18 protein-coding genes, 3 tRNA genes and 2 pseudogenes are annotated in these 22,753 nt (G+C 60.0%); 9 read left to right on the top strand and 14 right to left on the bottom strand.

What is annotated here, in order from left to right:
• Positions 1-216 precede the first annotated feature (216 nt).
• Positions 217-1,224 (top strand): aldo/keto reductase, encoded by a 1,008-nt coding sequence (locus G5S42_RS14810; RefSeq protein ID WP_176107396.1) that lies wholly within the window; start codon positions 217-219, stop codon positions 1,222-1,224.
• Between the two features lie 323 nt (positions 1,225-1,547).
• Here the strand turns inward: G5S42_RS14810 and G5S42_RS14805 are convergent, their stop codons facing one another.
• From G5S42_RS14805 to G5S42_RS14795, 3 genes are read right to left on the bottom strand one after another with little or no spacing between them, the layout of a single operon-like run.
• Positions 1,548-2,552, bottom strand: coding sequence for a substrate-binding domain-containing protein (locus tag G5S42_RS14805; RefSeq protein WP_176107395.1), 1,005 nt, complete (start codon positions 2,550-2,552; stop codon positions 1,548-1,550).
• A 29-nt stretch (positions 2,553-2,581) separates the two neighbouring features.
• Positions 2,582-3,622, bottom strand: coding sequence for an ABC transporter permease (locus G5S42_RS14800; RefSeq protein WP_312883569.1), 1,041 nt, complete (start codon positions 3,620-3,622; stop codon positions 2,582-2,584).
• Entirely contained in the window at positions 3,619-4,440 is an 822-nt protein-coding gene (locus G5S42_RS14795) for an ATP-binding cassette domain-containing protein (protein WP_176107394.1), read from the bottom strand. The genes G5S42_RS14800 and G5S42_RS14795 overlap by 4 nt, the downstream gene beginning before the upstream one ends.
• Positions 4,441-4,704: 264 nt before the next feature.
• Between G5S42_RS14795 and G5S42_RS14790 the strand changes: the two genes are divergently transcribed.
• The 3 genes from G5S42_RS14790 (at position 4,705) to G5S42_RS14780 (ending at position 6,723) form a co-directional block, all read left to right on the top strand.
• A complete protein-coding gene (locus G5S42_RS14790; protein WP_176107393.1) occupies positions 4,705-4,890 on the top strand; it encodes a hypothetical protein in 186 nt (61 codons plus the stop codon).
• 181 nt (positions 4,891-5,071) lie between these two features.
• Positions 5,072-5,524, top strand: a complete 453-nt coding sequence (locus G5S42_RS14785) for a universal stress protein (protein ID WP_176107392.1) — start codon at positions 5,072-5,074, stop codon at positions 5,522-5,524.
• Positions 5,525-5,577: 53 nt separating this feature from the next.
• Entirely contained in the window at positions 5,578-6,723 is a 1,146-nt protein-coding gene (locus G5S42_RS14780; RefSeq protein ID WP_176107391.1) for an alpha-hydroxy acid oxidase, read from the top strand.
• A 28-nt stretch (positions 6,724-6,751) separates the two neighbouring features.
• Here G5S42_RS14780 and G5S42_RS14775 read toward each other — a convergent pair whose 3' ends face one another.
• Entirely contained in the window at positions 6,752-7,594 is an 843-nt protein-coding gene (locus tag G5S42_RS14775) for a tetratricopeptide repeat protein (RefSeq protein ID WP_176107390.1), read from the bottom strand.
• Positions 7,591-8,520 carry a non-homologous end joining protein Ku gene (ku, locus tag G5S42_RS14770; protein ID WP_176107389.1) on the bottom strand — a complete coding sequence of 310 codons (930 nt, stop codon included), beginning with the start codon at positions 8,518-8,520 and terminating at the stop codon, positions 7,591-7,593. Before ku ends, G5S42_RS14775 begins: the two co-directional genes overlap by 4 nt.
• A 310-nt stretch (positions 8,521-8,830) precedes the next feature.
• Here ku and G5S42_RS14765 point away from each other — a divergent pair, with 310 nt between their 5' ends.
• Together G5S42_RS14765 and G5S42_RS14760 are read left to right on the top strand one after the other, a co-directional pair.
• Complete coding sequence (locus G5S42_RS14765; RefSeq protein ID WP_176107388.1) at positions 8,831-10,594, top strand: Rieske 2Fe-2S domain-containing protein; 1,764 nt, start codon at positions 8,831-8,833, stop codon at positions 10,592-10,594.
• Between the two features lie 242 nt (positions 10,595-10,836).
• On the top strand, positions 10,837-11,505 hold the full coding sequence (locus tag G5S42_RS14760) for a Crp/Fnr family transcriptional regulator (RefSeq protein WP_176107387.1): 669 nt from the start codon (positions 10,837-10,839) through the stop codon (positions 11,503-11,505).
• Between the two features lie 194 nt (positions 11,506-11,699).
• Here the strand turns inward: G5S42_RS14760 and istB are convergent.
• A pseudogene (gene istB / locus G5S42_RS14755) lies at positions 11,700-12,520 on the bottom strand (IS21-like element helper ATPase IstB).
• Entirely contained in the window at positions 12,517-14,016 is a 1,500-nt protein-coding gene (gene istA / locus G5S42_RS14750) for an IS21 family transposase (RefSeq protein WP_176107386.1), read from the bottom strand. Before istA ends, istB begins: the two are co-directional and overlap by 4 nt.
• On the opposite strand from istA, the gene G5S42_RS14745 reads away from it, so the two are divergent.
• The gene (locus tag G5S42_RS14745) at positions 14,015-14,428 is read left to right on the top strand and encodes a hypothetical protein (RefSeq protein ID WP_176107385.1); all 414 of its coding nucleotides are present in this window, start codon (positions 14,015-14,017) and stop codon (positions 14,426-14,428) included. The genes istA and G5S42_RS14745 overlap by 2 nt on opposite strands.
• Positions 14,429-14,677: 249 nt before the next feature.
• Here the strand turns inward: G5S42_RS14745 and G5S42_RS14740 are convergent.
• The 7 genes and pseudogenes from G5S42_RS14740 to G5S42_RS14710 form a co-directional block, all read right to left on the bottom strand.
• Positions 14,678-14,752 (bottom strand) — tRNA-Thr (locus G5S42_RS14740).
• Positions 14,753-14,771: 19 nt separating this feature from the next.
• A tRNA-Gly gene (locus tag G5S42_RS14735) sits at positions 14,772-14,847 on the bottom strand.
• Between the two features lie 3 nt (positions 14,848-14,850).
• Positions 14,851-14,926, bottom strand: a tRNA-Asn gene (locus G5S42_RS14730).
• A gap of 150 nt (positions 14,927-15,076) precedes the next feature.
• Entirely contained in the window at positions 15,077-16,429 is a 1,353-nt protein-coding gene (locus G5S42_RS14725) for a hypothetical protein (protein WP_176107384.1), read from the bottom strand.
• A gap of 285 nt (positions 16,430-16,714) precedes the next feature.
• Positions 16,715-16,789, bottom strand: coding sequence for a pyrroloquinoline quinone precursor peptide PqqA (pqqA, locus tag G5S42_RS14720; RefSeq protein WP_113062024.1), 75 nt, complete (start codon positions 16,787-16,789; stop codon positions 16,715-16,717).
• A gap of 172 nt (positions 16,790-16,961) precedes the next feature.
• Positions 16,962-17,127 (bottom strand): annotated as a pseudogene (locus G5S42_RS14715) (IS6 family transposase); the annotation flags it as partial.
• A 194-nt stretch (positions 17,128-17,321) separates the two neighbouring features.
• The gene (locus G5S42_RS14710; RefSeq protein WP_176107383.1) at positions 17,322-19,370 is read right to left on the bottom strand and encodes a hypothetical protein; all 2,049 of its coding nucleotides are present in this window, start codon (positions 19,368-19,370) and stop codon (positions 17,322-17,324) included.
• Positions 19,371-19,993: 623 nt separating this feature from the next.
• Between G5S42_RS14710 and G5S42_RS14705 the strand changes: the two genes are divergently transcribed.
• Together G5S42_RS14705 and G5S42_RS14700 are read left to right on the top strand one after the other, a co-directional pair.
• Positions 19,994-21,007: an NHL repeat-containing protein gene (locus G5S42_RS14705; RefSeq protein ID WP_176107382.1), complete on the top strand. Its 1,014-nt coding sequence runs from the start codon at positions 19,994-19,996 to the stop codon at positions 21,005-21,007.
• A gap of 346 nt (positions 21,008-21,353) precedes the next feature.
• The gene (locus G5S42_RS14700) at positions 21,354-22,562 is read left to right on the top strand and encodes an acyltransferase family protein (RefSeq protein WP_246391998.1); all 1,209 of its coding nucleotides are present in this window, start codon (positions 21,354-21,356) and stop codon (positions 22,560-22,562) included.
• Positions 22,563-22,753 lie beyond the last annotated feature (191 nt).

Here is a 22,753-nt window from a genome sequence, read left to right as displayed (position 1 = left end):
TTCCCGGCTCCCATTTTTGGGCCGCTATTTCAATCCGTCCGTCCGGGTGTGCGGAGAGCTCGCTTTACCTGTCGGATGTCTTTTCGCCTTCCGGACAATTAACCAAATCTTCTGGGGTTGGAAATTTTTAACCATAACATTCAGGAGTAGCATCGTGCGTGTATTGCATTGACGGGGTGGCGCCGTTCGTTAACCAATACATCACGGAGAAACAGCATGAAGATGCGTACTCTGGGCCGCAACGGCCCCACGGTTTCGGCACTTGGGCTGGGCTGCATGGGCATGTCGGATTTCTACGGTCCTGCGGATCGCACCGAAAGCATCGCCACGCTGCACTCGGCGCTCGAAGCAGGCGTCACGCTGCTCGATACCGGCGACTTCTACGGCATGGGCCACAACGAACTGCTGATCCGCGAGGCGCTTGCAGGCCTGCCGCCGTCGCGGAGTGACGCGGCAATCATCAGCGTGAAGTTCGGCGCGTTGCGCGATCCTGCCGGCGGCTGGCACGGTTACGACAGTCGGCCGGCGGCCGTGCGCAACTTCGTCGCGTATTCGCTGCAACGGCTAGGCGTCGATCACATCGATATCTATCGGCCCGCGCGGCTCGATCCGCAGGTACCGATCGAAGAAACGATTGGCGCAATCGCCGATCTCGTAAAGGAGGGCTATGTACGCCAAATCGGTCTTTCTGAACTTGGCGCTGCATCCATCCGGCGCGCGGCGAGCGTGCATCCGATCAGCGATCTGCAGATTGAATATTCGCTCGTCTCGCGCGGGATCGAGGAAGCAATCCTGCCGACTTGCCGATCACTTGGCATCGGCGTCACGGCGTATGGCGTATTGTCCCGTGGATTGATCAGCGGCCACTGGCAAGCGGGCGCGAAAACGAACGACTTCCGCGCCGTCAGTCCACGATTTCAGGGGGCCAACGTGGCGCATAACCTTGCGCTGGTCGAGGCCTTGCGGGTTACGGCCGAACAGCGGAGCGTGACGGTCGCCCAGCTCGCGATCGCATGGGTAGCCGCACAAGGCGCGGATATCGTGCCGCTCGTTGGGGCTCGCAAGCGCGACCGGCTCGCGGAGGCGCTCGGCTCGGTCGACCTCGAACTGAGCGCAGACGATCTCGCCGCGATCGAGCGTACCGTGCCAAAGGGCGCCGTCGCAGGCGAGCGTTATGCGTCCGCGCAGATGTCGCAATTGGACAGCGAGAAAGGCGCCGGTTAGGTAACGTGGCGGCTCGTCAGGCGTCGACCTGAACGCGATCCGCGATGGTGCGCAACCGCTGAGCGAAGTCCCCGGCGGCCCACTGAGGAGGCGTGCCATTGCAGCCGCGCGCGCGAAGGCCATCGACCTTCGTAATAGAGACGTCATCGGGGATCACGCGTACCGAACACTCGTACAAGAGCTGGACTGGGCTGAACTGTCCGCTGGCGGCAACGCGCCGTCATAGCGTCCTGACGAGCGGAGAACGCCCTTTAAGGAGACCTTCTTGATGCTCGCGGACACGGTGAGCAGGTAACCGGTCCGCGTCTGGAGGGCACGAGTTCCTAGCGGATCCCGCGCTTGATCAGCGGAATCAGCGAGTCGATCGTCGCGGGTGTCTGCACACCTGCGCCGGTGTTGATGGTCAGTCCCGCGAAATGATAGGCAGCCGAGAGCACGCATTGCGTAACCGGCAGGAAACCCTGCAGATAGAGCTGCTGGTCGAGCGTCGCAGTGAGGTACTTGTTCTGCAACCCGGAAATCGTGGCGGGCGCCAGATCGATGCCGCCCACGATGATTTGCCCCGGCTTCTTGCCAGCCTGCTGGAGCGCCTGCGGAATGAACCCGGTCACGCCGCCGTGCTGCGTGCCGATCGCCTTCAGATCAGGGTGCGCCTGGATAAAGGCGACCAGGATCGGCACGGCGAGCGATGAATCGGCATCCACCTGCGGTGAGATATTGAGCCTCGTCACCTTCACACCGGCCTTTTCCAGCGTCTCGGAAAGGCCACGGTCAGACTGGCTGCGCACGCTCTCGTTGAAGACGCCATATTCGAGCGCCTCGTCGCCCTTCTTGAGCCCGGCGTTGAGCATCGCCTGAGCAGTGATCTGCCCGCCGATGTAGAGTTCGACGCCGGCGTAGCCGAAGCCCTTCGCGTCGTAGAGCTTCTGGTTTTCCGGCAGCGGCGTATTGCCGACGGTAACGATGATGCCCTGGTCTACCGCCTGTTTGATCAGTGGTGCGAAGGCTGGATCGCCAGGATGGCCCATGATGCCGATACACGTCGGATGCGCCGCCATCGCCTGGCGAAACTGCGCAAGCATCGTCTCCGGACTCCAGGCCGAAAACTGCTCGATCACCTTGATGCCGAGGGCATGTCCCGCGTCCGCGGCTCCGGTCTGACGTGGCAGCGTCGCGCCGTCGCCGGGGTTTCCGCCCATCTGCATATACATCGTCATACCGGCGCCGAGCGGCCCCGTCGTGGTCGGCTCGGTGGCACCGGCGGTTGGCGCGAGGCCGAACGCAACAACGCTCGCCCCTAGCAGGAATCCCGTCATGATCTTGATCATTTCTGCTCCTATCTCCTGATTTAACGGCTTTATCTCCCGCCAAACCTGAGTTTTTCGCGCAATACACGCAGCCTGGCGGGATTCTCGACCAACAGATGCAGGATCACGGCGACGATGAACACCACTCCTTCGATCGCCTGTACCCAGAAGCCGGCGATACCTGTCGCAACGATTCCCGCCTCCAGCATGCCAATCACGAAGGTGCCGAAGAACGTACCCACGATCGTCGCCGTGCCACCGAACACCGAGGTTCCGCCGATGAACACGCCGGCCAGCGCCGGCAGCAGGTAGCCTTGCCCCTGGGTCGAGAAGTAGTTCAGATTCTCGAGCGTGAGCAGAACCGTCGCGAAGCCGGCCAGCACACCCATCAGCGTGAACAGTTTCACCGTCTCACGCGGCACGTTGATGCCCACGACCTTCGCCACGTTGCGGTTGTCTCCGATGAACAGCACGTGCTCGCCGAAACGGTGGCGATTGAGGATGAACCACATGAATATTGCGAGCCCGAGCGCCCAGAGCGCTTGCATCGGGACCACGTCGAACAGGGTGCCCGCGAAAACCGCATAAGCCGAACCACTGGCGAGTTGCTGAAGCGCATTGGAAAGCCCGCCGGAAAGGATCGAAGCAACACCGGCCCAGAGGAACTGCGTGCCAATCGTCACGATGATCGACGGCACACCGACCACCGCGACCAACACCCCGTTCACCACGCCGACCAGCGCGCCGCCAGCCAACGCCGCAATGACGGCAAGCCAGGCCGATCCGGTGGTGTTCACGCACCAGGCGAACAGAAAGCCCGCGAATGCCATTACCGACGGGAACGACAGATCGATCTCGCCGGCCGCAATCACCAGAGTCAGCCCGATCGCCAACACCACCAGCGGCGGCACGGTGGTCAGAAAGGAGAAGTAGATTGGCCAGCCTAAAAAGACCCGCGGTGCGGTCGCCATGAACAGGCCGACCACCAACGCAAACACGACCACGCTCGGCAATCCCTCCACGCGAGCAAAAGCTGGCAGGCGAAAAAACACTAACCGCGCCGGCCGTTTTTCTTTTATCGGATCGCTCACGTCCGTGTCCCCGCAACCGGCGCCGGCCCGTGCCCGCTCTGCTGTAGCGAAATCAGGAACCGCGTGAGTTCCTCGAGGCTCATCTCACCGGACTTGAATTCCGCGACGATACGGCCACGATCGAGCACGACCAGTCGATCGGCGAGCTCGTGCACATGGGCGAGGTTATGTTCGATGTAGATGCAAGCGCGGCCGGATTCCTTGATCGAACGCACAAAGTCGAGAACCTTGCGCACCTCGCTGATGGCTAGCGCCACCGTCGGTTCATCGAGAATGATCAGATCGCTTTCGAAATACATTGCCCGTCCGATTGCGATGCCCTGGCGCTCGCCACCGGAGAGTTTCGCAATCAACGAATCCGCGTCGATCCCCACGCCGCGGAAACCGAGCTGGTGCTTCAAGATTTCGTTGGCGATGCGCCGTTGTTCGGCAACATTGATGAAACCGAACCGGTTGGTGATTTGCCGGCCGACAAAAAAATTACGCCACAGCGGCTGCTTCTCGCCCAGCGATTTTTCCTGATAGACCGTCTCGAAGCGCAATCGGTGCGCCTCGCGCACGGAAAAGCGGCTCCAGTCGACCTCCTCGTCGCGGATGAACAGCTTGCCCGTGCTCGGTCGCACGACACCGGTCAGCACCTTGATGAGCGTCGATTTGCCCGCGCCGTTGTCGCCGATCAGGCCGACGATCTCGTTGCGCCCAATGGCAAGGTCGATGCCGGAAAGCGCGCGTATCTTGCCGTAGGACAGGCTGATGCCCTGCGCGCGCACGATATGTCGCCAGGCGCTCGTAGCGGGCGCGGCATCGCTCGCCGTCACGCTACGCCCCAGCTCGAAGGACCCACAGTGATGTTGTGTACGACGATAGCCATAAAACCTTCCTTTTGCTTATCGATCGCCGCATCAACTTACATTGAAACTGTCTATGCAATTCAGCAAGATTTAAAGTCTAGTTCAAGAATCGCCCGACCGTGGCTAGAAAGTGCCGGCGGCGTGACAGCGCGGGCGTCACGGCGTCTATCACTCAAACTGGCCAGGGGACTATGATGATAAAAGCTGCATTCATCAGCGCAGGAGCACATCATGACCTCCAATCCATCCGCTGAGCCGACCGGCACCTCTCGCGACCCCGCGCAATCTTCCGCCGGCACGACTGGCCATCCCGATCCGAAGGGTTCGCAAAAACCGGCCCCAGACGAGCTTCCTAACGCCGACGCGGCAGAGCCCGAGCCTCACGAGCATCTCCCGTCCAGAAGCGACGACAACTGATTCAACACCACAGGTGCCGACGCCGTCCGCGTGACGATCCACGCCGCGGGTTCGCGAGTGGATCGCACATGCTTTCGCGCCGACGCCGCGAAGTCGGGGAGAGTTCGCGGTTCACGCAAACGGCCCGATGGATTTCGTCAGACGAAGTCGCGACCCGGTGGGAACCGCACAGGAGCAGATCATGCAGAACGTGCTGGTAGGTTATGACGGGTCGGCATCCGCGCAATATGCCGTGACTTTCGCGGTCGATCTGGCCAAGCGTTTCGACGCGCGCTTGCATGTGCTCGTCGTCGCGCGCACGCCGGACTGGGGCGCGATCGAAGTCGAGCGAAAAAATCTGATCGAACTGGAAGTGCGCCATGCCAACGAGATCCTCGACGACGTCAAGGCGAAGCTCGCCGCTTCGAACGGGGCCATAGAGTTCGATCTCGTGGTCGGGCCGCCGGCGAAAGAGATCGTGCTGTATGCGGAGCGGCATGCTATCGACCATCTCGTGGTGGGACATCGCGGACATACGCCGTTCGATCGCTGGCTGATCGGCTCGGTCGCCCGCCAGGTGCTCGCCTACGCGCCATGCGCGGTCACCATCGTGCGCGATCCGGCGACCATGAAAAAAACGCGGCATGAGAATTGACCGTCCCTGAAGTTTGGTCTTCCAGGAGGCCAAATCGGCGACTACCTCGCAATATGCAAATAAGCGATTGCCATAACTTTCACGACTTCCGTGAACTGGCACGGCTCAGACTGCCGGGCCCGATCTTTAACTACATCGATGGCGCCGCCGACGACGAAGTGACCTATCGCCGGAACACCGCGAGCTTCCAGCAATGTGACCTGGTACCCAATGTGTTGCGGGGAGTTGGTGACGTGGATCTCTCGGTGCAAGTGCTCGGCCAGCGGCTGGCGATGCCTGTGTATTGTTCCCCGACCGCACTGCAACGCCTTTTTCACCATGAAGGCGAACGCGCAGTGGCCGCTGCGGCGTCGAAGTACGGAACGATGTTCGGCGTTTCTTCGCTCGGCACGGTCAGCATGGAAGAGTTGCGCAAAGCGTTCCCGACTCCGCAGGTGTACCAGTTCTACTTCCATAAGGATCGCGGTTTAAACCGTGCAATGATGCAACGTGCCAAAGATACTGGCATCGATGTGATGATGCTGACGGTCGACAGTATCACTGGTGGAAACCGCGAGCGCGACTTGCGAACAGGCTTCACCATCCCTTTCAAACTCACCTTGGGCGGGATGCTTCAATTCGCGCTGAAGCCCAAGTGGGTTCTGAACTACGTCACGCATGAGCGCTTTTCCATGCCGCAACTGGAGACCCACGTCGACTTTGGCGGCGGTGCCATGTCGATTGGCCGCTACTTCACGGAAATGTTGGACCCTTCGATGAATTGGGACGACGTGGCCGAGATGGTCCGCGATTGGGATGGCCAGTTTTGCCTCAAGGGCGTGATGTCTGTCGAGGACGCGAAGCGTGCGGCCGCAATTGGCTGTACCGGCATCGTGCTGTCCAATCATGGCGGCAGGCAGCTGGATGGGTCGAGAGCCGCGTTCGATCAGCTTGCGGAGGTTGCAGATGCGGTGGGCGACAAGCTGGACGTCATCATGGATGGAGGAGTGCAACGCGGAACCCATGTTCTGAAGGCTCTGGCTCTAGGGGCGAAAGCCGTTGGTGTCGGACGTTACTATTTGTTCCCGCTGGCAGCTGCGGGGCAGGCTGGCGTTGAGCGGGCGCTGGCATTGATGAGAACGGAGTTAGAGCGGGGCATGAAATTGATGGGATGTAGCTCGGTGAGCGAGCTTTCTCGCGAAAGTCTTCGCTTTCGATAGCCTGCCCCGCAAAGCAGTCGAGTGCGCGTCACCTGCTGAGACGGCGATACGCACTCAGGTGCCTCAGAAGTCCCTGCTTGTCGCCTCGGATTTCGCTCAGGCGTGCAATATTGAAGTGAGCGTCGGCATGAGTGGGGTTGAGCTCGATGCATCGTTCATAGGCTTGCACCGCTGCGTCGTAGCGCTCCAGTTCTTCCAGAGCGACCGCGCGATTGAAGTGCAACAGAGCGTCCTGCGGAAAATGCTCGAGTGCCTGGTCAAAGACGGACAATGCCTCGTCGTACTTCATTCCGACCTCGCAAAGCAGGACGCCCAGGTTGTTATAAGCGTCGTAGTGCGGGGTCGGCGATAACTCGAGCACCTTTTTATAGGCCTGCTCAGCACCGATGACGTCGCTATCGGTAAGTTCCTCCGCAAGAGCGAACCACTCCTCGGTTTGCTTTTCGCGGCCAACGATGTTCCGGGGCGCAGCGTCGAGGAACGCGACTTCGCCCTTGACAGGCGCCACTTCCAGATCGAGCAGGAGCTGGCCCGAGGTCGCATCCCATTGTGATTCACCTGTCTTGACGACCACCGAGTCACCGACAGCCGTAATGCGGATGCCGGTCAGTGGAAGCTCTTCAGGCAATTCCGCTTTGAGCCGCGCAAGCGCTCGCAGAATTTTGCGTGACGCGATTTTGGCCGACTGAAGCTGGAAAGCTGTGCGCAACAACACGACGTCGCGGAACGTGAACCGGAGCTCGTTACGACGACCACGTGACGGTTGCACGAATCCAGCGTCTATCAGGCCTGACAGCACTCGTCGTGAGACACCCAGCAGCGACTGGAGACTGCGCAACGAGTAGTCGTGCGAGGCATTGCGCCTTTTCACTTGCGCGCCCGGACCTTGGCCGGAGCCGCTTCTTCAACCTTGGCGGGCGCCCTCTTCGCCGGTCGCCTCGGTTTGGATGCGAGCTCATCGGAAGCGGCTGCGGGCGCCTTTTTTACGGGCGCGGCTTTTGCGGACGCGGCCTGTTTGGTCTTGTTGCGGCCAAGGCTCGCACGAAGGGCTTCCATCAGGTCAATCACTTCGGCGCCCGACTCCATGCCCGGTTCGGCCGGAGACACGATCTGCTTGCCGGCGATTTTCTGGTCGATCGCTGCCAGAATCCGCTTCTTCTCCTCATCTTCGTATGCCGTTGGGTCATACGAATCTTCGGAAACCTGGTCGATTATTTGCAGCGCGAGCTGCAGCTCGGTGCCCGTCACTGCAACATGCTCGATGTGCAATTCGCTCAGCGAGCGGACCTCGTCCGCGAACAACAGTTGCTGAAACACCATGCCATCTTCGGCTGAGCGAATCTGGACGATGCGCGTCTTCCCTTTGTATGACCATTTTGCGAGCGCACACCGTTCGCTTTCGCGCATCGCCTGCTGAAGCAGACTGTATGGTTTGCCGCCGCGCTTGTCTGGCGCGATGAAATAAGCCTTGTCGTAATACAGCGGGTCGACTGATTTCTCCGGCACGAAGGAGACAATCTCAACGACATGCGTTGCGCCTTCCTCGAGCGCTTTCAGTTCATCTGGCGTGAAAACGACGAACTGGCCTTTCTCAAACTCATAGCCTTTCTTCATGTCGGCTCGCGCCACGACCTCGCCTGTCGCCTCGGAGATGTACTGCTGTTTGACCCGCCCGCCGTCAGGCGTCAGGAGATGGAATCCCACGCCTGAAGCACTGTCGGTCGCCGAGTAGAGCTTGACCGGAATGGATACCAGACCGAAGGAAAGCGTCAGAGACGCAATTGAACGCGCAGCCATGACTTTCTCCCGATAACCGGCGACAGCTGGTCGCAGAAACTCGGTTGGATCGCACGAAGGCGAACTGTGCTTGGGGAATTCTACGGCGTTTTAAGGCGCTAGCGCCGGGTGAGATCGCAAAGCATAGGTTGTGCCTGTCGGTATAGATCTGGGTGCAGTGTCCTGGGCTTAGACGCCGGGCACCCTCACGTTGGCGGAGTGTTCCGGCCCGCTGCCCGCGCCTTTGGCATTTTGTCCGGGGAGTATGCTTATGTTTGGGGGAAGCGGTCGCATCTGAAACGCCTGTAGGACTAACGCGGGAGGCTCGCACATGGATCCCCGGGACGAAGAATTCGTGCTCGCTGGAAGCCTCGAAGAACTGCGAGCGAAAGGCCGGTGCATTGTCCAGGGAAGACATGGTCCGATCGTCGTCATCTGCGACCGCGAGCGTGTCTTTGCCGTTGATAATCGATGCCCGCACATGGGATTCCCGCTCGAGCGAGGCACTGTCGAAGACGGCATCCTGACCTGTCACTGGCATCATGCCCGCTTCGATCTGGAAAGCGGCTGCACGTTCGACCTTTGGGCAGATGATGTCCCCAGCTACGCGGTCCAAATACGCGATGGCGACGTCTGGGTCGCAACCAGGTCGGATCATCCCGATGCTGCCGCGCACTGGCGTCAACGGCTTGCGGATGGCCTCACACATGACCTTGGACTTGTCATCGCCAAAGCCGTGCATGGCCAGCTCGCCGCCGATGTGCCAAGGGTCGATATCGTGCGGCAGGTCGCGCTGTTCGGAGCGCAAAACCGTGACGGCTGGGGCGTTGGTCTCACGGTACTCACAGCACTCAGCAACCTGTTGTCCGTCCTGCCCGCAGACGAAACCTATCTCGCCCTGTTCCACGGCGCGCGCCGTGTAGCGGCGGACTGCAACGGCGAGGCGCCGCGGCGCGAACGTACGCCGCTTGCGAGCCGGCCGGAGCCCGCCACGCTCGATCGTTGGCTGCGCCTGTGGACAAACGTGCGCCACCGCGAGGCGGCCGAGCGCACGCTGTTGACTGCGATTGCCTCCGGTCTCGCACCCGCCGTGCTCGCGGATGCGTTGCTGTCCGCCGGGACGGAGCGGGCCTTCGCGGACTCCGGGCATTTGCTCGACTTCATCAACAAGGCGTTTGAATGCCTCGATCTGATCGGCTGGGAGCACGCGTCAGCTGTGCTGCCCACTGTCATCGCCCAGTTGGTGAGCGCCCGGGGTGCCGAGGAATCGACCGCGTGGCGCCAGCCCCTCGATCTCGTCGCGATGTGCGACGAAGCGGCCAGCCAGATCTCGAACCTCTTCGCTGCCGGGCGCAGCGTGCAAGGCTGGTCGGATCACGCGGCGCTTGCCTTGGAACTGCTTTCAGACGATCCAGCGAGAATCATTGACTCGCTGAAGGAGGCGATCCACGCAGGCGCTGCGTCTGCCGACCTGGGACAAGCCCTCGCTTACGGAGCGGCGTTGCGCGTGGCCCGCTTCGGCAATGCCAACGAGTACTCCGACTGGGAGACCGCGCATCATGTGTTTACCCATGCCAACGCACTCCATCAGATTCTCAGGCGTGTCGGGGACGCAAGCTTCGACACTCGAGTCATCGGCGTTCGCGGCGTACTGCACGGAGCCATGGCGCTCTACCTGGCGAGATATCTGAACGTTCCGCCCGCCCGCATCCCGGGCGAGGACGATGATCCGCTCGACGACCTTCCTGCCGATGAGGGGTCGATCCGAACGGCCTTGCTCGACGCTTTCGATCGGCAGCGTCAGGTTGATCTTGCGGCGAAGTTGGTGGCGCGCCACCTTACGCTCGGTCATCCGCCGCAGGCGCTCATCGCCACACTTGCGCTTGCCGTGTTGCGTGAAGATGCCGGCTTTCATGCGTATCAGATGCTGGAGGCAGGCGTTCGGCAGTTTGCTACATGGGGCAATACTGCCGAAGGACGGCACATTCTCATTGCAGTCGTCCGCTATCTCGCGGCCCATTCACCGACTGAACGTGGAATGCTGCAGACGGCCGACATCGCCCGGCGGCTGATGCTGGGAAGCGAACTGCATTGACCTGCCAATCTCGCTAATGGTGTCCGTCTGGACACGTTTTTAAAGGAAGCTCCTCACGGGTTCATGCGGTACGCATAAAAGCGGCGCAGCGCCGCTCAGAAAAACACCAAGCAATTTTTTCATATGCGCCTTACCCAGAGCCCTCATTACTTCCTTTTACTTTACGTTACATCTAGTTACCGGTATCCTCCGCGCCGAGTTATCTGCTCTATCTCAGTAGGCCAACATACGTAATTCAAATAATGTTGAGAAAACAAGTTCTGCTTCGCGAGGCACGAAGCGAAATAGTCGGCAACACGACCAGGCTCACCAAGGTTGTACACGTCAACGAAGGCGATCACATTTGCTATCAGGGGGCCACAGAGTCGCCGCTCATCTTCCTCGTAGAAGGACAGCTCCGTGTGTCGACATACTCCGAGGATGGTGTCGAGCTCCCGTTCTACGTTGTCAATCCCGACGAGTGTACGGGCGAGATTTCGATCCTCAACTGCGCGCCGACCTTGGGCAATATCATTGCTACGAAGCGCAGTACCGTCGGTCTGCTCGACCGGGCGCACGCCCGCCGGCTTCTCAGCGACCCGGACGTGGCGCGCTCGCTGAATAACCTGATCGCGAGTCGCGCCAAAACCCTACTCGTGGCGCGCAGCTCGCGAAGCCAGCCGCGTGCGGATGCGCGTGTGACCGCCGTGATCGAGGCGGCCATCAACCAGAGTCAGGCTTTCGATTCACCGCTTGTCGAACTGCCCAGTCAGGTCACGATTGCGGCCATGGCGGGTGTGAGCCGCGAGACGGTGTCGCGTGTGATCACGTCGCTCGACAAACGTGGGATTGTCGAACGGGAAGGCAAGGCGATCCGCATTCGGGATCGTGTCGCGTTGCACCACCTCGCAATCGGCCGGGCGCCAAGTTGAAGCGACTCAGGGTCGCGCAGAGATTCCTACCGGTTTTTGAGTCACTGCAAAGCAAATTGCGCCTTGTCGGTGGCGCGGCGGCCGCGGCGTGCTCGGCGTGGCGTCTCGTCGCTTTGGAGAGTGTAGAGCGTCAAGCATGAAGTCCGGCCGAACGACAATTATCTTGTCCGGTCAGCGGGGGTAATCGTCGCTGTTCAAGAGGTCATAGTTGTCGCTCCTTGTGGCTCGGGATCCGGTAATTGACGCCGCCGTGCTGCCTTGTTGTCGGTGGCGTTCCGACGCCGGTAGCTTTCGACGTTCAGTTCGAAGATCGTCGAGTGATGAACCAGGCGATCGATGGCGGCCACGGTCATGGCCGGGTCGGGGAAGACGTCATTCCAGCCGGAGAACGGCTGGTTGGCTGTGATCAGAAGGCTGCGCCGCTCATATCTTTCAGCGATCAGCTCGAACAGCACGCTGGTTTCGGCCTGATCCTTACGGACGTATGAGAGGTCGTCGAGGATGATCAGATCGAAATGATCGAACTTCGCGAGCATCGACGGCAACTGCAGGCTCTGGCGTGCAACCTGTAGCTTCTGCACGAATTCGCTGGTGCGCGTGAACAGCACCCGGTAACCGGCGTCGATCAGAGCGTGGCCGATGGCGGAACCGAGATGTGTCTTGCCGCCGCCGGGCGGCCCGAATAACAGGATCGTGGCCCCTTTCTCCAGCCACGAATCGCCGCTGGCCAGCGCCATGACGTGCGCCTTCGAGACCATCGGCACCATGCTGAAGTTGAAGGTATCGAGCGTCTTGGTCGGATCCAGATGCGATTCGATGCGGTGCCGCTCAATGCGCCGTTTCACGCGCTCGGCGAGTTCGTGTTCGAGCAGTGCACCAGCAGCCGCGTGGCGTGCCAGCCTTCCTTGTCGGAACGCTGGGCAAATTCAGGCCACAGCCGGCCGATGGTCGGCAGCCGCAGCTCATTGAGCATCAACCCCAGACGGGCGGCATCGTAAGTAGCAGCGGTGTTCATACCGGCACCTCGTCATCGAGCAGCGTGTCGTAGAGTGCCGCCGATGGCGTCTCAACCACCACTTCGGGACACTGGGGCTGACGCGGTGCAAATTCGTGACGCAACTGCTCCAGCTCGGGTAACTTGCCGGCAGCGAGCAGCGCATCGAGCCGTTCGGCCAGGATTGCCTCGACGCCGTGATGCGCGGCCAGTTCGAGTAGCCCGACCATGAGCTTGCAGGCTTCGCGTTGTGCCAGTCTTGCCTCAAGCTGCTCCCAGGTGCGGCGATACGCTTCGCGCGGAAACAGGTCGTCGCGAAACGCCAGGCCCCTGAAGGCCTGCGGCTTACGTTTGAGTGCATCGATGAAGTGTCGGTAATCGAGGGCGCGGCCGCGGCCGTAGGGCACACGCGAGCCTCGCTGGGTGCTGTGCACCAGTGCGCCGGACAGATAGCAGTCGAGTCGGTCGTTATAGAGCCGTACCCGCAGGCGGTGGCCGATCAGGCGCGATGGTGCGCTGTAGAGGATTCCGCGCACGGTAAAGGTGCCACAGCGGGTAACGCGCGCTTCTTCCTCGACGAAGTCGGTCGTGCGACGCTCGGGCAGATCGTGCAGATGCTCGCGCTCAACGTTGAATCCAGCAGCATTGCGCCGGTTGCGGCGCATGACGACTTCGCGAACGAACCCGTCATAGGCAGCACGCTCGGCAAAGTCGCGATGACCGCGCAGCATCAACGCCTGATCGATTGCCTCCTTCAGGTGACGATGCGATGACTCCACGCTGCCGTTCTCGTGGCCCTGCCCGCGGTTGTTGCGCGTGCCGACCATGCCGTAATGCTCGAGCAGCGCGGTATAGCGGACCGTGAAGTCGTCCTGTTCCTGCAGATTCCTGAACGCCGCCGACAGACTGTCGGTGCGGTGTTCCCGTGGGCATCCGCCGGCCTGCCACAACGCATTCTGCAAGCCTTGGGAGAGCGCTTCAAAGCTCTCGCCCCCATCGACGACACAGGCGTATTCCCAGTGCGAGAACGCGAGCACAAAGTGGTACAGCCGGTGGGCGAACGGCACGCCGGTGATCGTGATGCCGAGGCCGCCCATATCGGTGAAGTCCGAAAGCCCCTGTGCGCCAGGCAGATGCTCCTGGGGAAAGAAGACTTCCTTGCCTGGTCCCTCAAGGGCACGCCACTGGCTAACGCGTCGCTCCAGCGTACGCCGCATGCTGTCAGGAAACTCGCCCGGATGCGTCTCCTGCAGTTTGCCCAGCAGCGTGATAGCCCTCAGCCCGGGGGCGCTGCGCAGCAGAGGCAGCACTTCACTCTCCCAGACCTCGGCAAATGGATCGGGGCGAGTGCGCCAATCGCGATGCGGCTTCTGCGACGGTAACCGGCCATCGCGTTCGATTCGCCGTGCCGTGCGCGAACTCATGCCCGATTTGGCAGCAGCGACTTCCTGAGTGTGATGTTTGCGCTTGCTCATATAGAGGCGGACCTGCTGGTCCGTGATTCGGGTTCCGGACATGGCTGTTCGCTTCTTCTTGAACGCGATCAGCCATCCTATGACCCCATCATCCCGGCGCCGCCGGTGGTGCGTCGTCTCCGGCGGCTACGCCGCCTCCGACTCCGCACCACCGGCCAACACAATCGTCAATCGACCGGACAAGATAATTGTCGGCGCCCAGGAGAGGATCAGGGAGATCGACTGCCTGTTCAACGTGTCGCTGAAGTTCCAGTGCCAGCACCGCCCCACTCAGGTCACGGATCATCTGACGTGCCTGCTCCGCATCCAGTACGAAGCCACGCTGATTGGGTGCGACAGGGCTCGCCGGAAACCTGTCCGCGTCGAGATGGACGGTCACGTTCAGGCTCGTCGAATCGATGCGCCATCGCTGTACCGTTGCGAGCGTCATATCTCGCGCGTCTTCGTCGTGTGACGTCCCGTTCTTTACCTGTTGCATACCAAGGGCTTCTGTCAGTGCGCAGAATATACGCCGGTGTTCGAGAGAAGCTGTGATCGCAATCACAAACAGGTCATCATTGGCCAAGCGGGATGACTTTCGATGGACGTCGATGTGTGAAAAAACTCGGCCGCTCAAGCGATGTGACTGACTGATCATCTACAGGCGAGCGTGGGGATTGATCGCGAAGAAGCCGGCAGATTGATTGCCGGTGCGAACGTTTGATGGTGCCCATGGGCAGGATCGAACTGCCGACCTCTCCCTTACCAAGGGAGTGCTCTACCACTGAGCCACATGGGCCGTCTAGATGACGTAACGCTGGAGCGGGAGACGAGGCTCGAACTCGCGACCTCAACCTTGGCAAGGTTGCGCTCTACCAACTGAGCTACTCCCGCATTTGGCTCCCCGACCTGGGCTCGAACCAGGGACCTACGGATTAACAGTCCGGCGCTCTACCGACTGAGCTATCGGGGATCAGGCTTTGTGAAGCGGACCGGATTGTACAACATCGGTTATGCAAACGGAGCAGTGACATGATCTTTCTGAGCGAGAAGTTCGACTCGTGGTATTCGCCCAACACGAGACAGCCGAGCTGCTGCGTTCCGGCAGCAGCCTCTATCGTTGTTACGGTTGGCGTGCCAGCGTGCCGCGATAACCAGCAAACGAAGCAAGCGGCAATTCCGTGGCTGGGTTGAAGGGCTGCCATGCAACGCCGAGCGCGTTTTCAAGCACCGAACCGACGTGTGGAGCACCAAGCGCGATGCTCAATGATGGAAATGTCCAGTTCCAACTGGCCGGGTGCCGGTCCAGTCGATGCACGCTGGCCGGCACCAGTCCGTCGTCTCTCCTGGCTGCCCAGTTCGTGACCTGGCTTGCATAGTCGCGCCACACATTCGTGCTGGCCAGATCGACGGCCAATGGTGCAACAGACACCACGGCAAACCACAGCGCAACGCCGAACGTCACGGCGCACGCTTCGAACCTCCATACACTGAGAGCAATGAGCGGCGGCAACCAAAGCAGGGTCAGCACGCGCGAGTCGAAGCTGATCTGCGCATTGAAGAAATCGAACCGTTCATGCCAGCATAGATAACTGATCGCAAGCAGCACCACGACCAGCACCCCACGTGTTTTGGGTACTCGCAGTCCGATAAAAAAGCACAGCGCTGCAAGCATACTCACGTCAAATACCGCGTTTTGCGCCGTATGAGCGAGCCCATGTAGAAACGCGCCCCGGTTGGCCGGATCACGCGGATAAATAATCCAATACGCTGCAATTGCAGCACCGAGCACCCATAGTGCAATACAGAGACAAATAAGGCCCAGCACCAGATAACGTCGCTGCCGTGCGAGAGCAGTCAATTGCGCACGTGAACGAAGTGCCAGGATCAAACCGAAGAGCGCAAGTGTGACGGCTTGGGTTTCGTACATGCGCGTGAGAAGCACAGATAGCGCAATCGGTAACAGCCATGCGGCCGAAGAAAATCGGCCAGGCTGCAGTAAGTATGCGAGCATCGGCCACGCAAGCGGCAATAGGAACTGACTTTCGCCGACCAACAGAAAGTCGCTCGGCAGCGCAATCGACAGCATGCCGAAAAGATAACCTGGTAGCAGCGCGGGGACTGCGCCTTTTGTCACCTGCACGCGCACAATCAGGTAGGCGGCTATGAAAGGCAGCACATAGCCGAGCCCGAAAATGAAGCGGAGCAGTGCGGCATTCGACAAGCCCCAGTGCAGGACCAGCACTAGCGGCCATTGACCCAGCTCGTACGAAAACTGCCGCGACCATGCGATATGGTTCACATCGCGTGAACGCAGGATTTCGATGAAAAATGATGCGCCATCGGCGGAGAACTGTTTGTTCGACAATACCGACCATAACAGCGTGCCGAGGATCGCTGCGGCGAGACAGTCGAACGGAAGCAGCGGCGAACAGCAGGATTTTTGGTGCAGTCTGGGTGAACTCGCTAAGGTCATGGGACTAGGTCTTATAGGTGTTATTAGGGGTCGAGGGTGTGGCTTTGTCGGTTCATGAAAATCGACGTTGGGCGCGAGGCCCCGACCCACTTCTGATAAATCGACCGAGCGCGCTACTCACCACTGCGATCAGGAAGGACGGATCGTACAAGATGCTCCTTCAGATTGTCGACGGTCGGGGTGGGCATTTCGATGGACTTGTGCTTGCGAAATGTCTTTTCGAAGCAGAGGTCAAGCACAAACCGAAACCGCAAGGGGGCCGCGGCGTGCGGCCAGGTTGCGGGCTTAACGCGTAGCGACATACATTACGATTTCAAAACCGAGGCGTACGTCGGTGTAGCTCGGAGTCGTCCATTGCATACGTGCTTTCTCCTTCGATTGAAACAGCGGTCGGAACAACGTTGCGCCGGCGGCCCGGCGAAATTTCGTGCCCGGTCTCGACAGCAGCCGGCATCACGCAAACTCGATGCCCACGTTTACCGGCCAGCCAGGTGGGCGTGCGTTAACAAAGCACCAACTTGATGGACCATCAATGCACTGTTGAACGATCCACGCCAGTGGCGCGCTCAGCCATCATCTCCTCAAGATGCCGATGACTTAAGCGAATAGGCCACATACCGCCGCACGCACAACAACATCACGTCCAGCGGATAGTGCAACCGCTGCAGCACTTTGGCAACGCCAGCAGCAAGGGCCATTCGTGGCGTTTGCGGTCTTCTTCATCGTGGGCACAAGCAAAGTTTTGGCAACCTCCCCTCAGTTATTTCATGTATGACCTATCAGCCTTTTCGGCAATGTCTGTCTTCCTTGCCCCGTTCAGATTGAAACCGATTGCTGCAGTTCTTCCATTAGCGCCAATCGGTTTCGGCACAAACTGGAATCGGCAAAGGCGTCAGTTCGTGGGCACCCAAGATTCAGGGTCGTCCTTAGCACGAAGAATTCTTTCCGCGTGCCACGCTCCACTGCTGAATGGGCCGAAGACGTGGACGGCCTTTCCGACCACGAGCGGTACGCTCAGGTGAGCCTGCTCGGCAGCCGAAGTGTCAACGAGCACAGGGGCTCCGGTCTGAGGTTGGATGGTGATTTGCAACGTGCCTACCGAAGCGACGATTCCGTAGATTTGGCTGGGCAGAGATGCTGGCGGAGCAGGCGGGGGCTGGACTACGACGGGAGCGCGCGTCCCGCCCGGAGCGAAGATGTTCAGGGCCGCGAAGCTGGCGACAAAGACCTTGCCGTTGGCGACAGTCGGCACGATGTTGGCGTTGGAGTTGGGGCCAGGCCAGGAGCCGGCGACGGACGAGAAGATCGGTGTTGTGCCACCTGAAGCTGAAGCGTCGAAGGCGTATAGCGTCACGTTGGCTGGTGCAGCAGTGCTGGTGGGGCGACCGACGGCCCAGATGATCGCGGACCCGGCTGATGTGCCGTTCGATGAAATCGTCGTAAAAAAGCCACCATCCTGGCCGGATGCGATGCTAGCAAACGTTTTTTCCCATTGCAGCTTCGGCGGGTTTGCCGGAACCTTCCATACACTTATGCTTCTGCCGCCGCTGCCGACAACGCGGCGGACGCCGTCCGATCCCATAAAATACGATGGACCGCACCAGCAGGAACCGAAACCGCCGATGGAAAGCGCTCTGCCCGAGTCGTTGTGACCCATCGAGCTCCGGTCGATGAGGTATAGATGGCCGCGCTTTCCTCCGGCAACGACCGTACCAACCGATTCTCCGGAGATGGCCGGTATAACCATGGCGCCACCGGAACCGAAATCGTCGTCCGCGGCATCTAGCGATGCGACGCCATTAGTACCTGAAGGGGTGAAATAGTCCTGCAAGGTGGTCAGGTCGGCAGAGAGCCTCACCACGCTTTCCTGGATATTGTTTGGAGGAGCGTAGGTCGTACCGGATGGGTCTGAGTTTCCAGTGATGAAGTACAGCTCCCCCGACGGACCCGCGGCAATGCCATACCCGGACATCCAGACGGACGACAGGAAAAACGTGTTGGGGGAAGTCGACAGCTTGTTCATCAACTGATTCGCAACATTCGACCCATTCGCAGGAAGCGGTGACAGCGTGTTCGCCTTCCATCCCAACACCCAGCCGCGCGACTGGTCGGCGCGTATGTCGCAGAAGCTGCCGAAACCGGCGTAGATGTTTCCGTTCGCCAAAAGGAGACCGGGACGCTGCCGGCTGAACCCTGCGGCGAAATTGTAGGTCGTGCCGTCCGTCAGGGTACGCGAAGCCGAGACCGAGGTCGGAGAACCCGCTTTGTCAGCCAAGGTGGTGATGTCAAGAGCGTGGAGCCAATAGCTCGGCGTGCCGCTTACCAGCTTGAACGAGACCACATATAGCGTTTGGGTGCCCGGATCGATCACCGGCGTGGAGTTGATTCCCACGGTCGGGCCGTTGTTGTCACAGCCGCCGGGAAGCCTCGATCGCGGTACCGGAGTCCCGAGGTTCCGTTGGAGGAGCAGCGTGCCCGTGGAAGCCGAGTAGGCGTAAATGTTGTTGGCTTCGGTAGCGACGTATACGACATCCTGTGTTGTCCCGTGGACGTTCAACGCGGAAACAACCAATGGCTGCGCGTCGACCCAGTCGTTCACTGGGTCGCCGAGCTTGATTGCATGCAAGACGCCGAACGAACCGGCTCTGACGTTGGAAGGGGTAAGGGTCGTCTCGTTCGAATTCCAACCAGTACGATTCGTGTCGCCATGATAGGTCAACACGTTCACGGACGTGGCCGCCAACGTATTGATCGGTGATGCCGTCGCGGCAGGTCCTGTGTCGGTGACTGGAGCCAAAGGCTGTCCGACCGACTGCCCGGACGCGACGGACATCCAGGCACCTAAAAAGACGGCGGCGAACAGATAGGATAGGAACGAAAAACGCCTTGCCGAAATTGCGCCGGATCCTTCGTTGTTAGGGTTAAGCTTCGCGTTTTTCATGACGAGTGCTCCCTTCTTTTAGGGGACGTTGTTTAGCGGTTCGCTGAACGCATACATTTTCGCGTTTGATTAAACTTATTTCGTAAGCAATCCTGCGCCAGTCAGGACATAGGTGGCGTCCGCCATCCACCGTACGTTGGGCGCTTCGGCGCTGAATTGCCGGCACACCGGATCGGACGCGCGCCGCGCACCCGGGTGCTGCTGCGTGGTGCGGGCCAGCGCCGCCTTACGCCGCGCAGACAGGGAAGGCGCATCAGGCGCGCCACGCGCTTGCGTCCCACATGCAAGTCCTCGCGGGGCCAATCGCATTTCTCTCAAAACTGGCCTCACGTCGCTGGATTCACGTTGAAATTTCACCTGCGAAAAGATTGCGCCGTCAGCCGCGCAGATGGTGGTAAGCCGTTCCTGCGCGGCTGTATTTCAGCAGTCTGTTAGTCAAGACGCCCGAATGCGCCTGGATTACCGTTCGATATCGATGGGCATTCCGTCGCATCGCCCGCCAGAACTACCGGTTCCAATTCGCGGAACTTTATTTTTCGGCTCCCGCTGAGCTGGTCTATGCTCAAGGAGTACGAAACGCTCCTCCGTAAACCCAGCCGAGGAACTTGCTGAGGGGGCCTATCATGAAACTCGCGCTATATGTCGCCATCTTCAGTGCGCTGTTCGGGGTCCGGCTGGCGCAAGCCGCCTGCCCCGACGACGCCGTCTTCATCGGTCTGAATGATCAGATTCGCGGTTACTCCTTGCGCGCCAACGGAGCGACCAAGCCCTGCCAGGTGCTGGAAGGGCCGCGCACCACCTTCGGCACCGCTCGGGCGATCGCCTTCAGCAAGAACGACTTCTTTCACGTCGCGCAGTTTCTCACCAACGGCACCGTCGCCATCTTTCCGCCGAAGGCCGAGGACAATGCGGCGCCCAGTCGCTCGTTCACGTTGCCGGGGAATGATCTGGTGAGCATCGCGGTGGATTCCCACCTCAACGACTTCATCTTGAGCATTCGCGCCGGGGCTGGCCCGCTCTTTGTCGCTCCCGTCAACAGCACTGGGTTGCTGCTCCAGCCGATTGTCATTTCTGATCCAACTCCAAATCTCCGGGTGTACGTGAGCCTTGCCGTCGATAACGAGGACAATCTGCTGCTTGCGGGTTATGACGACCGGGGAGCGGCGATCATCGACACGCTTGGCACGGCCCGGAGTCTCACCTCCCCGGCGCTTCTGCGCAGCCTCACTGGTAGCAACACCGGGCTGCTGGCGGGTGGGGAAGGTGGGGCAGCATCCAACAACCTGACGATCGCTGTCGATCCTCGTACGAACGAATTATTCGTCTACAACACGACCACAGACCACACGCAGATCCAGGTGAGCGTTTTCGCCGCCGGGGCGAGCGGCAATGTGCCGCCGGTGCGGACGATCAGCGGTCCAGCCACGGGAATCACTGGGCCTGGCTTTCCGGGCGCCAACAAGATCAGCGTCTCCTCCGACGGGCGACTCTTTGTTGCCGAGCCGAACAGGCGCATTCTCGTGTTCGCGCCGGGAGCGACCGGCAATGTGGCGCCGTCTCAAGTCATCGAGGATTCCACCCCCGGTCCAGCCGACCAGGGAGGGATCGCGGTCCAGTCCTCCGGCCGCTGCCGATAGCCGCATGGCGGTCCCAGATCAGCGCTTTCTGCGTCTCGCTGTAATAGATCCGGCGTCGCTGTTTCATCTGCAACACTCCCACTGCCTGAGCAGCTTTCAGTGTGTTGCATCCACCGGTTGAATCCGCCGTAATGGATCGGACGTTTAAGTGGCCGTCTGCGCTTGGGTGCGAATGTCCGTAGATGGCCCGACTGCTGCCCCGCCTAGTCGACCGCAGTCGACCCTGCGCAGACGCTCGCTCCCCTGACGTGAATGTCGGAGGTGCTTCTTCAGCTTACGGACATTGGCATCGGAAGTTCGAGGTCAGCCATTGCTGGTTGGAACTCTGTAATATTTTCGGAGTAGATTGACCACCTTCTCTGGCGTACCAGCAAAATCACCGATACGAAACGTGTCCATAGCGGCCAACGATCTGGCTTCGGGGAGCGAGGTTTCCCCGGCGAACTTCATTCAGACCGACAGAAATGTCGGCCTGGATGCGCTACGTGCATTTACGACATTACTGGTGGTGTTTCATCACTGCGCTATTACCTACGGGGCGATTGGCGGTTGGTATTACCACGAGGTCTCGCCGAGCCGGGACGTCGCAACCATCTGCCTTGTGTTGTTCTGCACCGTCAACCAGGCTTTCTTCATGGGCCTGTTCTTCCTTCTCGCGGGCTATTACTCACGATCGTCTCTGGCCAGAAAAGGACTGCCTCAATTCCTTTTTGACCGCTTTTTCAGGTTGGGCTTGCCATTGTTGTTCTACGGGGTGGTGCTTGGTCCCATTACCATTGCATTGGCGCAAACCAGCAAGGGACTTCTTTTTGGAGCGACGCTCAGGACGCTCGTATCGAGAGGAACATTCGACTCCGGTCCAATGTGGTTTGCTCAGGCGTTGCTGATTTTCACCTTGTTGCTCGCCGTCGGCGTGGCCCTCCTCCGCTACGTAGGTGATCCACTTCGTGTTCGCGAGGTCTCGTTCCCGACAAACTTGACGCTTGGCGTCGGCGCACTATTGACTGGCGCGGCGGCATTCATCCTGAGGATCAGGTGGCCGGTCGGCGTCAATGTGTGGGGCCTTCAGCTCGGGTATTTCGCGAGCTACGTCGTGCTATTCGCTGCCGGATTTGCGGCTGCAAGAGGGCGGCGGCTGGAATTCCTCCCAGCCCGACAGGTGAAGTTCTGGTCGCTTGTCAGCCTCGTGACGTTGCCGATTTTGCCGCTCGCCTACTATCTCTCAGGAGCATCGCCGAAATCGCAACACGACACGATGCACATCGTGTATGCGCTTTGGGAACCGTTTGTCGCATGGGGCATCATCCTCTTCTTGCTCCGCTTTTTTCAGCGGAATTTCTCACGGCTAGGCCGCTTGATGCGTCGCCTGTCGAGACGAGCCTACACTATATACATCTTGCATCCCCCGATTTTGGTGGCGATCGCACTCTCATGGAGCAGCGTGCATGCCAATCCCTTGGTCAAGTTTGGCGTGACCGGCGCTTTGAGTTGCGTTGCGTGCTATTTGATTGCTGGAGTCGTGCTTAAAGTGCCGGGCATGAGGGGATTCCTTTAGTTACCGCTGTGATGCCAAATCGTATCCAGCCTCAGCCGTCGCGGGGCAGGGTCCGATGTGGGGCAATCTCCAGTCGCTGCGCGGCGGCGAGCGAGTGACGCTTCCTGGCCGAACTGAGCCGAACGATCTGACATCGTCTGTCCGATCCGGTCCAGAGTTTTACCCATGGACCGCTCTTAACCGTGACTTTA

Source organism: Paraburkholderia youngii, from assembly GCF_013366925.1.
Classification (GTDB): domain Bacteria; phylum Pseudomonadota; class Gammaproteobacteria; order Burkholderiales; family Burkholderiaceae; genus Paraburkholderia; species Paraburkholderia youngii.
The sequence above is the reverse complement of the archived record's forward strand: the minus strand, read 5'-3'. Positions and strand labels throughout refer to the sequence as shown.

Coding starts and splice junctions, on each gene's coding strand:
- G5S42_RS14785 (WP_176107392.1), top strand. CDS start 5,072: ATGCAGAACGTGCTGGTAGGTTATGACGGGTCGGCATCCGCGCAATAT.
- istA (WP_176107386.1), bottom strand. CDS start 14,016: ATGTCCGGAACCCGAATCACGGACCAGCAGGTCCGCCTCTATATGAGC.
- G5S42_RS14790 (WP_176107393.1), top strand. CDS start 4,705: ATGACCTCCAATCCATCCGCTGAGCCGACCGGCACCTCTCGCGACCCC.
- G5S42_RS14805 (WP_176107395.1), bottom strand. CDS start 2,552: ATGATCAAGATCATGACGGGATTCCTGCTAGGGGCGAGCGTTGTTGCG.
- G5S42_RS14710 (WP_176107383.1), bottom strand. CDS start 19,370: ATGAAAAACGCGAAGCTTAACCCTAACAACGAAGGATCCGGCGCAATT.
- ku (WP_176107389.1), bottom strand. CDS start 8,520: ATGGCTGCGCGTTCAATTGCGTCTCTGACGCTTTCCTTCGGTCTGGTA.
- G5S42_RS14780 (WP_176107391.1), top strand. CDS start 5,578: ATGCAAATAAGCGATTGCCATAACTTTCACGACTTCCGTGAACTGGCA.
- G5S42_RS14725 (WP_176107384.1), bottom strand. CDS start 16,429: ATGACCTTAGCGAGTTCACCCAGACTGCACCAAAAATCCTGCTGTTCG.
- G5S42_RS14705 (WP_176107382.1), top strand. CDS start 19,994: ATGAAACTCGCGCTATATGTCGCCATCTTCAGTGCGCTGTTCGGGGTC.
- G5S42_RS14760 (WP_176107387.1), top strand. CDS start 10,837: ATGTTGAGAAAACAAGTTCTGCTTCGCGAGGCACGAAGCGAAATAGTC.
- G5S42_RS14765 (WP_176107388.1), top strand. CDS start 8,831: ATGGATCCCCGGGACGAAGAATTCGTGCTCGCTGGAAGCCTCGAAGAA.
- G5S42_RS14810 (WP_176107396.1), top strand. CDS start 217: ATGAAGATGCGTACTCTGGGCCGCAACGGCCCCACGGTTTCGGCACTT.
- G5S42_RS14745 (WP_176107385.1), top strand. CDS start 14,015: ATGGCTGTTCGCTTCTTCTTGAACGCGATCAGCCATCCTATGACCCCA.